Below are 11,981 nucleotides of genomic sequence, written 5' to 3'. Positions count from 1 at the left end.
TGTTCATTTGTTAGCTTACACTTACAACTAAGAGAAAAAGAGAAAAAGAGAAAAAGGGGAAGTGGCTTGGCCAACTTCCCCTTTTTAATGTTTTTTAATCAATAGCCTGTTATTGCTTAGTTCGAAACAGAGGCTATTTTGCTGGTGGGTTCTTGGTACGGCTCAAGCTCGATCGCTATGCTCTTCGAGGTAGGCGTGTAACTAAACTCACCATGGCTGTTCAGTGGTACCAGAGGGTTGGTCTCTGGGTAATACGCGGCAATATTGCCAGCAGGGATGCTGTAAGGAACCAGTTTAAAGCCGCTGACTTTACGTTCTACACCATCGTCCCACAAAGAGCGTAATGTCACGCTGTCGCCTTCTTGGTAGCCAAGACGCTTGATGTCTGCAGGGTTAATAAACAGCACCTGACGCTCGCCCTTGATGCCTCGGTAACGGTCATCCATGCCATAAATGGTCGTATTGTATTGATCGTGTGAACGAAGCGTTTGCAATACTAAGGTCGTATCAGACGCTAAGTCCTGTGCGTTTTTAGGCAATATAGATTCCGGTAGAGCATGAGTGTGCATAATGGCTTTGCCTGCTGGGGTTTTCCAGTTACGCTCTCTGGCACTGTTGCCTAAATAAAACCCACCTTCTTGTTCTATGCGCTGATTGAAATTGTCGAACCCTGGAATCACCGCTTCAATATGTTGGCGAATGAGAGAGTAATCGCCAGCCAATTCTTCCCAATTTAGCGGAAAGTCCCCTAATGTCGCTTGTGCCATACCCGCGATAATAGCAGGCTCTGAGCGTTGCTCTGGGCTAAGTGGTTCCATTACGCCACCAGAGGCGTGCACCATGCTGAATGAATCTTCCACGGTGACGCGTTGTACGCCAGTGGCTTGATGGTCAATGTCAGTACGACCGAAACACGGCAAGATCAACGCATTTTCACCAATGGTCAGGTGAGAGCGGTTGAGCTTGGTACTGATCTGAACGATTAGCTCACAGCTTCTGAGAGCTTCTTTAGTGGCTTCTGTGTCAGGTGTCGCAGCCGCGAAATTACCACCAAGAGCGATAAAGACACGTACTTTTTTCGCTTGAATGGCTTGGATGGTTTGCACCACGTTTAAGCCATGTTCTTGTGGCTGAGGAAAACCAAAATGTTTTTCCATTGAATCTAAGAAGGCTTTGGATGGGGCTTCATTAATGCCCATGGTGCGATCACCCTGAACATTACTGTGGCCACGTACTGGGCAGGTGCCAGCGCCTGGTTTGCCGATATTGCCTCGTAACGCGAGCAAGTTTACGATTTCGTGGATAATCGCGACAGAGTGGTGATGTTGTGTGATGCCCATTGCCCATGTGCAGATGACGCTGTTGGCCTTTGCATAGACTTCAGCGCAATGATAAATCTCTTCTTTGCTTAAGCCAGATTGAGCCAAAATAGCGTCCCATGGCGTTTTTTCAACTTCTGCTAGGTAATCATCCATACCTTGTGTGTGTTGTTGAATAAACTCATGATCAAAAACGGCTTTGCCTTCTTTTTGCGCGGCACTTTCCATCTCGATTAAGACTTTGACTATGCCTCGAACCGTCGCCATATCGCCGCCAATTTTAGGGCAATAATAGTTTGTATTGGTTGGCTTGGAACCATTGGTAAGCATTTCAATTGGGTTTTGAGGGTTTTGAAAACGCTCAAGTCCACGCTCACGCAGGGTATTGAAAGTAAGCAGTTGTGCGCCACGAGAAACCACTTCTCGCAATGTTTCAAGCATACGTGGGTGGTTAGTGCCAGGGTTTTGGCCAAATACAAAGACGGCGTCAGCGCGGTCAAAATCGTCGATTTCCACTGAGCCTTTGCCTATGCCTAAACTACTGATTAGGGCATAACCACTGGCTTCATGACACATGTTTGAGCAGTCTGGGAAATTATTGGTGCCATAAGCGCGGGCAAATAACTGATAGATAAAAGCCGCTTCGTTACTGGCTCGACCAGAAGTGTAGAAAGCCACTTGATTTGGGTCTTCTTGAGCTTTTAAAGACTCGGCTATTTGAGTGAAAGCCTGATCCCATGAGATAGGTTCATAATGGTCTGTTTCTGCATTATAACGCATCGGTTCAGTGAGGCGACCTTGGTATTCTAGAAAGTAATCACTTTGTGTGTTTAGCCAGCTCACACTGTGTTGTTTGAAAAAATCGGCATCAACACGGCGAGAGGTGGCTTCCCAGTTGACGGCTTTGGCGCCATTTTCACAAAAGCGAATTTTAGCTGGGTCGTGTTTTTCACCCCAAGCACAGCCTGGGCAGTCAAAACCATTCGGTTGGTTTGTTTTGAGCATGGTAAACACGTTACGTACAACGTTGTCGCTTTTTAGCCAGTGTTTGGTTGTACTTTGTAGTGCTCCCCAGCCGCCAGCTGGACCTTTATAAGGGGTAAAGAAATTGTTTTTAGACATGATTTAGTTGCCTTTAAGTTGAGAAGACGGCGCAAAAATTCTCGGAGCGTCTTTCTTGGGTAAATGAATAAGGGTCAAACCATATTGTCGCGCCAGTGCCACCGCTAGGGTGCTTGGCGAGGCGAGATGAATCAAACAAGATAAGCCTGAACGAACGGCTTTTTGTATCAGTTCTGTGCTGCATCGACTCGACATCACAACGCTGTGATTGTGGAGATCAATGCCGTGTTTGAGGGCATAGCCAAGGACTTTATCGAGCGCATTATGGCGGCCAATGTCTTCCATCGCGATGAGAGCCTCACCTTGTGGCGTGATCAAGAGCGCAGCATGGATGGCGCCAGTTTCTTTGCCGATGACCTGGTGTTCAAAGAGGCGGTCTTTTAAGGTGCGTAAAATATCATCTGACAGTATGTCGCTTGGCATGAGAGATGTCAGTTGAGGCAATGCATAGTCTAACGATTCTACCCCACACAGACCGCACCCTGTTGCTCCTAAGCGAGCAACGCGACCTTTTTTAAACTCGTTAAAGCGGCGTTGACTGATAACCAGGTTGATCGCAAATCCGTCAATGCCAGCGTGTTGGGTAGGGGTTCTCTCTATACTAATGTCGCGAATATCTTGTGCACTTTCAATCAAACCTTCACTGAAAGCAAAACCAATAGCAAACGCATCCAGCGCCGTCGGCGTGACCATCATAATGGCATGAGTAATGTCATTAATGCTGATGGCAAGAGGCGCTTCTTCAACCAATGTTACCGCTTCACACTCTGAATCATTCAGTCGTGAGAAATAACAAAGTTGGACGCTCGGCGCGGAGAAACTGGTCATGAGGCTTGCCTTCTGCTCATTGCGAATTGTAATGGTTTGTTATTAATAGTACGTAGTCTGGGAGGTGGCGTCTATCGGGTGGGCGCGCTTCCATGATAGATGTCGTTTTGTATGCGATATCACTTGATATTGGTCAATAAAGCGAAGCGAGAGAGGCACGGTAGGGGGAGCGAGCACACAGAGCCATCCAAAAAGAGGGGCTGTGTCGCTTTAGCGTGATGGAGTAGGTTGATTATGCAACCTCTTAGCCCCTAAGGCAGAGAGGTTGCGTTTAGTTTGTACTTCTTGCCTTTATTTTGCTAAAAATGCTTCTAAAGGGGTTATAAATTGATTGAAAGCTTCAATGTGCGGTAAATGACCAACATTCGGTATTTCAACTAAGGTACTGTTTGGGATAGTTTGCTGAGTTAATTTGCCCAATTTGTCATAGCGTCCCATTGTTTTTCTGACTTCAGCAGACACTAATGGTTTTCCTATCGCGGTTCTATCTCGCGTACCAATAATCAATAAAGTGGGTGCTTTAATGACCTTATAAACATTGCTTCATAAGGTCATCTTGCTCTCTTCATGCGAACGCCCCTATACCGGCACACGTCATGGTTTGCTCTCATTGAGCTTTTCAAGCTATTAAGGCGCTCGGCTAGGCTTACTGGTGCGTTCTATTGTTTATTAATGGCATTTGAAATATGGATTTTTATGATGCTTTTGGTGAGAAATTGTTCATGGAAAGGCTGAATTTTTGAAATATGCTTATTTTTCATGCTTATTAATGACCTTTTCTTTACATCGATAGAGGCCTTCCTATAACCTTAACTTCAGCTGTTTTACTTAAGTAACTTTTCAGTAGGAATTGAAACGCTACCTACGGAAGTAGTTGTTATAAACAGTTTTATCTGGGAACACTGGCTAGACCTTATTAAAGGAATTATAGGAAATCATCATGAAAAAACTTATCTTATCTGCAGTACTTGCTACTGTTTCTGTTTCTTCTTTCGCAGCCTCTAACGGCCCTGCGGGTTGTGGTTTGGGTACAGCGGTTGTTTTCCAAGATGCAAATGAATGGTACGAACACGTTATGGCAGCGACTACCAATGGATCGGCTAGTCAAACAGTTGCTATGACATCCGGTACTTGGGGATGTGAAGATGCGAACGGCCCATTGGCTGGCGGTATTGCTATGTTCTTAAACGATAACCTAGAACCTTTGGCTATCGACATGGCAAAAGGTAACGGCGAAACATTGGGCGCTTTGGCTGACCTAATGGGCGTTAAAGGCGCAGACAAAGCGGTCTTTAATGAGCAAATGCAATCTCACTTCGATACTGTTTTTGCAGACGCACAAGCGAACCCAACAACAGCATACGATGGCATCATGTCCGTTATGTCTGGTTCTAAAGAGTTGTCTAAATACCTAGGTTAATACCTAATTAACCTTGACCAAATGAGGGCATTCTATATGCCCTCATTTTTTGTTGGTAGCTTTTATATTTATGCGCTTTTTAATCTTTTTATTGTTTTCCTCTTTATCGTCTTCCTTGTTTGCCGCCATGGCGTTGCCTTTATCCGACGCTGAAATAGACACTCTTGCGGCTAAAAAAGAGTGGCAAGACTTGCTTCATTACCATGGTGTTGGTGCTATTAAAGGGACTGGCAGCCAGATAGACGATCCGAGTTTTTTTCTTGCGAAAGAGGGCAGTCAAGATCCTGCTGCCGAGCTCAAAGCCTCATTGGCGGGTTTTTTACAAGGCCCCACGCTTAGCGACACCAATCAAGCCGCGCAGTGCCGTTATCCAGCACGTTTTTTCTGGCTTAAAAAACAAAGACCTGATTTGCCTCTGCAACAAATAGAATGCCCAGACTTTGACCCTTGGTTCGCCCAGATCAACGGCGAAAGTGTTTATTTGATTTTCCCCGCAGCCTATTTAAACAGCCCCTCTTCTATGTATGGGCACACCTTGTTTCGGGTGAAGAAAAAAGGCAACGATGCGCCGTTACTGGATTACGCCGTCAATTATGCCGCCAACGCTGACCCAGATGAGAACCAGTTGGTCTTTACTTATAAAGGCCTGACAGGCGGTTATCCTGGCGTCGTTTCCGTGATGCCGTATTACCAAAAAGTCAAAGAATACAACTTCTTAGAAAGCCGCGATATTTGGGAATACAAACTCGACTTGACGCCGTTTGAGGTGCAACAATTTGTGCGCCATGTGTGGGAAATGCAAAACACACAAATGTCGTATTACTTCTTTTCTGAAAACTGCTCTTACCAATTATTAACCTTACTTGACGCCAGCAGCCCGCGTTTAAATTTAGCGGATGAGTTTTCCCTTTGGGCGATTCCAGCCGACACGGTGCGCGTGCTTAAAAAAGCCAATATGATTGATGACGCCAGCTACCGTCCATCGTTGCTGAATAGAATGTCAAACATGCTTAATCAATTGGATGATGAACACATCGATGTGGCAAAAGCGCTGGTTGACAATGAACAGTTGGATCTGACTGAGCTAGACACCTACAGTGATCAAGATCAGGCGCAGATTTTAGAAATTGCTTATGAATACAGCCGTTATTTGGTTGCTCGTAAAAAGGTTACCTCAAGTTACCTGAATGGTCGTTCCATTAAACTCTTGTCTTTACGCAGTAAGCGCCAGCGTGGGGAAGTGTTTACGCCTGTTAAGCCACCAGCATTGCGTGATGATCAAGGTCATCAAACCCAGCGCTTAGGCTTGTCGTTAGGCTCTAGAGACAGCAAGGCGTACTCTGTTTTAGAATACCGCCCGTCTTACCATGGTTTATTGGACCCGCAGGGTGGCTATTTAAAAGGCGCTGAGCTGTCTATGTTTAGTGGCAGTCTGCGATGGGATGAAGCGGAATCCGTCGAAATAGACACTTTTTCGTTTATTAATATTCGCTCATTGGCTCCTAAAAATGCCTTGGTGACACCGAAATCGTGGCAGGTAAATGCGTCTTTATTGCGCGACCATACCATTGATGATGAACTGGTTTTTCGCTTAAAAGGCGGCGCGGGTGTGACTCAAGAAGTGGGTCAAAGTATGTTCTCTGTGCTATTAAACGGCAGTGGCTCGGTAGAAGACGATTACCAAGATGGTTACCGTTTAGAAGCGGGTCCTGAATTTAAATGGCTTTGGTATGGCGAGCAAAACAATCTGCAACTAGGGTTTGAATATCTCACCGATATCAATCTTCATAATGCGGAGCGTCGTACTCTGAATGGCGTTTGGGCGCATCAGTTGGCACCAGATTGGCAGATGCGATTGAGCACTTCCCACTCATGGTATGAAGCAAAAAGTTGGAATGATACCTCGATCCAATTACTGCATTACTTTTAAGCCTTGCTCTATTTAAGTGATTACCTCTGACCTTTTATTGATCAGAGGGATTTCTTTACTGGCGAGAATGCCGTATTCTCGCCAGTTATTTTTCATGCCCAAGCCCATTTCTGTATAGAAAGCGGTATAGAAAGTGAAAATTGCGATTAAATTCGTTTGATTTATTAGCGTATCAAACGAATTTAATGGTACTTACTGTATTCACTCCAAAAAAGCGTAAGACGATCTAGCCCGTATACGGCTGTGTCTATGGTGCTTTGGGCGCTTAGATGGTTCAGCTAGAGCCGCTTTATTCTGTTTTAACGAGTTGTTTTTTTATGTCTTCTGAAAATCGCCTTTCGCGCTGGACTCCTTCTGGTCCAAAAGCTTGGCTACTATTGATTCTAAGTGTATTTGTTCTCCTTATGTTGGTTTATCGAGCTCTAGTCGCACCGAGCCCAGACCCAGAAACCTATGTGTTGCCGAACAGTACAATGAGTGAGGCTGAGATCTCGCCTGTTGAGCAACCGGCAGCAAAAACAACGGATTCGAAAGGCGCTTTACTGTCAACCGACCCTCTTCAAAGTGTTGTTTCTGCCGCACCAGTGCCGCACGTTATTAATCATGTGATCAAGTCTGGCGAAACGCTTGAAAAGATATTTAATCGCCTTGGCTTGTCTCGTAGTGTGATGTATTCCATCTTAGAAGCGGATGAAGAATACCTGGTATTAGACCCTTTATTAGCAGGCGATACACTGAGCTTTGAATTGGATGATGAGGGTAAGTTAAAAAGTCTTTCCCGTCGCATTAACCCGAGTAAAAGCATCTCTTATGTGCGTCATGATAATGGTGGCTATAGCTATCAAGAAAACGCGCTGCCAATCAATTACTCGCAAGAGGCCTTGCACGGCAAGATTGCAGGAAGCTTTTATCAATCCGCGAAAAAGCTCGGTCTGTCTGATGCAAATATCGTGATTATCAGCGATCTGTTTAAAACGCGCATCGATTTCCGTAAAGACCCTCGGGCTGGCGACAGCTTTGATGTGGTTGTAGAAACCGGTGATGTAAACGGTGAGTCGGTCGGAAAAATGCAGCTAGAAGCCATTCAGCTGACGATTAAAGGCGAAACCTACCATGCCTTTTTGCATTCCGATGGGCGTTTTTATGATCAAAACGGCAATGGTTTGACGCCTGCATTGTTACGTTGGCCAACCAAAATCCATTACCGTATTAGTTCGCCATTTAACCCTAATCGCCGTCACCCTATTACTGGCCGCCTGTCTCCCCATAACGGCACCGATTTGGCTGCACCGAGCGGTACAAAAGTATTGGCAACTGGCGACGGTGTGGTGACACGAGTGGCTTATCAAAAATACGCGGGTAAATATCTTGATGTTGATAACTTAGGTCCTTACAGCACGCGCTTTTTGCACCTTAGTAAAATTCTGGTGAAAAAAGGTCAACATGTTAAGCGTGGGCAAGTGATCGCGTTATCAGGCAATACTGGCCGTACCACGGGCGCCCATTTGCATTATGAATTGCATGTGAACGGCAAGCCGGTGAATGCCATGACAACGGACATTCCAACGCTTCAGGAAATTCCTAATGCGAAGATGCCTGAGTTTAAACGTCATGTTGAGCAATGGGTTGCCATGATGAATGACACGCCTTATTAGCGTCGGCTTTTGGGTTATGAATAAACGGTCCTTTTCGAAGGGCCGTTTTTTTTGTTTGCAATATAGTCTTAGAAGCGTTATAAAATGTTATAACATAACATATTGGAGATTATGATGAGAAAACAACTGCACCCAGATTATCGTACCGTTGCGTTTCATGACACTCGAATAGACCGCTACTTCTTTATTGGCTCTACGGTCAAAACAGAGCAAACCATTGAGCATGATGGTAACGAGTACCCTTATATGGCGATCGATGTGTCTAGTGCGTCGCACCCGTTTTATACAGGCGAGCAAAGAACTCACGACGGAGAAGGGCGTATTGCTCAGTTTAAACGTCGCTATCGCCGTAAGCAGTAAAGGGAGAAATACATGAAAGTGGTTAGCTCACTTAAGAGTGCAAAATTGCGCAATGCGGATTGCAAGGTCGTGAAACGAAAAGGGCGATTATTTGTGATTTGCAAATCCAATCCTAGATTTAAAGCGACGCAAGGGGTGAAAAAGAAGCGCCATTAAGGTGTTTGTCGCTTATTAGACTCAACAAGCAATTATCAGTAAGCCCAGTCTAGAAATGCACGCTAAAGTGCTTAGAAAGGCTTAGAAAACGATAAAAGCCTCGCCATGGATAACCGTCATGACGAGGCTTTTTCATGCTCTTTTTGGTTGTGATGGCGCAAAGAGGCGCACGGTTTTTTTCGCTAGCACGAGACCAGTTTTGGCGGTACAGCAGGTGGCACTTTTTTCATACTGCCTTGCTCTTCAAGGCGAGTATGCCAGCTAAATGCTTCTTCTAGTAAGTGCGGTGTATGGCCGCCGCGCAGACAAGCGCGTTCAAAGTAATCGCGCATGGCTTCACGGTATTCTGGGTGCACGCAATGGTTAATGACTTCAATGGCCCTTTCCCTTGGGGCTAAGCCGCGTAAGTCTGCTAAGCCTTGTTCTGTCACTAAAATATCCACGTCGTGCTCGGTATGGTCAACATGGCTGACCATAGGGACGACACTGGAAATATCGCCGTTTTTCGCAATTGATTTGGTGACAAAAACAGACACATGCGCGTTGCGAGCAAAATCGCCTGAGCCGCCGATGCCATTCATCATTCTTGTGCCACAAACGTGGGTGGAATTAACGTTGCCGTAAATATCAAACTCAAGGGCGGTGTTAATGGCAATAATGCCTAAGCGACGCGCAATCTCTGGGTGGTTAGAGATTTCCTGCGGACGCAATATCAGCTTATCGCGGTATTTGTCTAAATTATCAAATACTTGTGCGTTAATGCGCTCAGAAAGAATGATCGAGCAGCCTGAGGCAAAGCTTAGCTTGCCAGCGTCGATCAAATCGAACGTTGAATCTTGCAGCACTTCTGAGTACATGGTGAGGTCTTTAAAGTCAGACTCCAGTAGCCCCATCATCACGGCGTTGGCAATGTTACCAATGCCAGCTTGCAAAGGTCCTAAATTAGCAGGCATGCGCTCTTGTGCCACTTCATTTTCGAAAAAACTGACCAAGTGGCGTGCGATGTTTGCTGTGTCTTCATCTGGCGGTGTGACAGTGGAGAAAGAGTCACTCTGGTTGGTAAACACTATGCCAACAATTTTAGCCGGATCAATCGGGATGGCTGTGCTGCCAATTCTGTCGTCAACCTGGGTTAAAGGCACGGGGGTGCGAGTAGGTCGATAAGAAGGAATATAAATGTCATGCAAGCCTTCGAGTTCAGGCCGGTGAGACAGGTTGATTTCTACGATGACCTGTTTGGCAAAAATAGCAAAACTTGCCGAATTGCCGACCGATGTAGTCGGTACAATATGGCCTTCCTCGGTAATGGCGACCGCTTCAATGACAGCGACATCGGGTCGCGTTAATTGATGGTTACGCAATTGTTCAACGGTTTCTGATAAGTGCTGATCAATAAACATGACCTCGCCATTGTTGATTGCCTTACGCAGCGTGGTGTCGACTTGAAAAGGCATGCGACGGGAGAGGGCGCCAGATTCTGTTAGGAGTTTGTCTAAATCGTTTCCGAGAGACGCGCCCGTCATTAGGCTGATTTTCAATGGGTGTTTTTTGACTCTTTCCGCCAGTGCTTTCGGCACGGCTTTGGCTTCGCCTGCCCGGGTGAAACCACTCATACCGACGGTCATGCCATCTTTAATAAATTCGCTGGCTTGTTCGGCGGACATGATTTTACTGTGTAGGCCACTGTGTCTAATTCGATCTAACTGCATGCTCAATTCTTCTTTAATGTTGTTATTAGGTAATAGAAGGCACATAAAACGGGTGTTGGCTGGACTTTATTGTTTGGATAAAGCAGGCGAAAAGTGGTGCGCAAGAAGGAAGAGTCCTTGCTAGCGGCCGAGAAAAGCCTGAATGCCGAGCCATTTTTTATATGAGAGATATCTAACGGTTTTATGGTTAGCGGATTCTATACTTTTCTTTACGCTGCGTAATTTAGACCTAAGTCGCATAGGGGGATACAACAAAATGCAGGAAAAGCCGCAAAGTTAGAGAAAGTGAGCGTTCATTGTGGGTGTGCAGGGCTTTAAACGGAAAATGGATAATAAAAACAGGGCACTGTGAGCTAAACCTGATGTAAAAAGAGCCATGCTAACCTGTGGTTAGCATGGCTCTTGAGAGGGTTTGATGTGCTGTAGAGGGGGTGTTATTCGGCGGCGCTGTGTTTGCGAGCTCGAACATCTGATTGTGCGCTACGGTAAAATTTCCCCTGAGGTTTGGATTTGGCTTTGATGCCATCGTCAGTCTCTGCAGAGCGCAACAATAGAAAACTGGCCACTCGGGCTTCTTCCAAACGGCCTTGGGTGACGGCCTTGGCGATCGCACAACCAGGCTCACCTTGATGTTGGCAATCACTAAATCGGCAAGCTTCTGCAAGAGATAGAATGTCCGCAAAGCTTTCGATTTTACTGCCATTGTATTGGGCAACTTGTAAATCGCGCAGGCCTTGGGTATCCAGCAGAATCGCCCCTTTGGGCATGGGTTGTAAGGTATTGGATGTGCCGATTTTCGCGGATTGAGTGTCGCCGTTCTGCATCAAAGTGTTGATCAGAGAAGATTTCCCTGCCCCTTTTGTGCCTAGCAAAGCAATGGTTTTGCCTTTTTTAAGCCAAGGAGACAGGCATGCTGTGCTGTCTGAATCTAATGCATTGACGGTTTCAACGATCAAAATAGGGTCTAGTCGTTCTACTTGAGCGCGTTTTTCCTGAGGATCTTCACAGGCGTCAGCTTTTGTGAGTATGACCACCGCATCGGCTTGGGCTTCATGCACCAACTCAAGGTAGCGCTTGATCAGCCCCAGATTGAAATCGTGATCCAACGCGCAAACGATAAACACAGTATCGACATTTGCTGCGGTGTTTTCGAACACAGAGGTGCGGTCTAAACGACGTAAAAAGACATGTTCAGCATCGGTAATGACCCAATCACCCACCGTCATATCAGGCCTATCAGATTGCTCTGGTAGGTTAAACAAACCTGATTCGTCAATTAACTCGTATGTGTTGTTTTGATGGGAACAAATACGTGCAATGCGGTTAGATTCTAAGTCATCCAATGACAACTGTTGTTGAAAATAAGGCTGCCAGCCTAAATCCAATAAAGTGAACGTGGAATCCATTGATATTACCCTAGGCGTAAAACGCTATTATTTAAATAAGGAGCAAAACACCCTAATCAGTTTAATCGAGCGATAG

At 45.7% G+C, this 11,981-nt stretch carries 10 protein-coding genes; 5 read left to right on the top strand and 5 right to left on the bottom strand.

Translation table 11 applies throughout. The features are described from left to right. Positions 1–116: 116 nt before the first annotated feature. The 3 genes from ACIGBN_RS09725 to ACIGBN_RS09715 form a co-directional block, all read right to left on the bottom strand. A complete protein-coding gene (locus ACIGBN_RS09725; RefSeq protein WP_396665122.1) occupies positions 117–2,441 on the bottom strand; it encodes an FdhF/YdeP family oxidoreductase in 2,325 nt (774 codons plus the stop codon). Between the two features lie 3 nt (positions 2,442–2,444). After that, on the bottom strand, positions 2,445–3,269 hold the full coding sequence (gene fdhD / locus ACIGBN_RS09720; protein WP_396665120.1) for a formate dehydrogenase accessory sulfurtransferase FdhD: 825 nt from the start codon (positions 3,267–3,269) through the stop codon (positions 2,445–2,447). Positions 3,270–3,560: 291 nt separating this feature from the next. Then, entirely contained in the window at positions 3,561–3,731 is a 171-nt protein-coding gene (locus tag ACIGBN_RS09715) for an alpha/beta fold hydrolase (protein WP_396665118.1), read from the bottom strand. Positions 3,732–4,209: 478 nt separating this feature from the next. On the opposite strand from ACIGBN_RS09715, the gene ACIGBN_RS09710 reads away from it, so the two are divergent. From ACIGBN_RS09710 to ykgO, 5 genes are all read left to right on the top strand, one after another. Then, on the top strand, positions 4,210–4,689 hold the full coding sequence (locus ACIGBN_RS09710; protein ID WP_396665116.1) for a DUF3015 family protein: 480 nt from the start codon (positions 4,210–4,212) through the stop codon (positions 4,687–4,689). Positions 4,690–4,759: 70 nt separating this feature from the next. Next, positions 4,760–6,619, top strand: coding sequence for a DUF4105 domain-containing protein (locus tag ACIGBN_RS09705; protein WP_396665114.1), 1,860 nt, complete (start codon positions 4,760–4,762; stop codon positions 6,617–6,619). 317 nt (positions 6,620–6,936) lie between these two features. Continuing rightward, entirely contained in the window at positions 6,937–8,274 is a 1,338-nt protein-coding gene (locus ACIGBN_RS09700; RefSeq protein ID WP_396665112.1) for a peptidoglycan DD-metalloendopeptidase family protein, read from the top strand. 114 nt (positions 8,275–8,388) lie between these two features. Continuing rightward, positions 8,389–8,634, top strand: coding sequence for a type B 50S ribosomal protein L31 (locus ACIGBN_RS09695; protein ID WP_133001491.1), 246 nt, complete (start codon positions 8,389–8,391; stop codon positions 8,632–8,634). A 12-nt stretch (positions 8,635–8,646) separates the two neighbouring features. Beyond that, on the top strand, positions 8,647–8,790 hold the full coding sequence (gene ykgO, locus ACIGBN_RS09690; protein ID WP_133001490.1) for a type B 50S ribosomal protein L36: 144 nt from the start codon (positions 8,647–8,649) through the stop codon (positions 8,788–8,790). Between the two features lie 182 nt (positions 8,791–8,972). Here ykgO and ACIGBN_RS09685 read toward each other — a convergent pair whose 3' ends face one another. After that, complete coding sequence (locus tag ACIGBN_RS09685) at positions 8,973–10,499, bottom strand: acetyl-CoA hydrolase/transferase family protein (RefSeq protein ID WP_133001489.1); 1,527 nt, start codon at positions 10,497–10,499, stop codon at positions 8,973–8,975. 434 nt (positions 10,500–10,933) lie between these two features. Continuing rightward, a complete protein-coding gene (gene rsgA, locus ACIGBN_RS09680; protein ID WP_133001488.1) occupies positions 10,934–11,905 on the bottom strand; it encodes a ribosome small subunit-dependent GTPase A in 972 nt (323 codons plus the stop codon). Between the last annotated feature and the right edge of the window lie 76 nt (positions 11,906–11,981).

It is taken from the genome of Marinomonas sp. NPDC078689 (assembly GCF_044542435.1).
GTDB lineage: Bacteria > Pseudomonadota > Gammaproteobacteria > Pseudomonadales > Marinomonadaceae > Marinomonas > Marinomonas arenicola.
The sequence above is the reverse complement of the archived record's forward strand: the minus strand, read 5'-3'. Positions and strand labels throughout refer to the sequence as shown.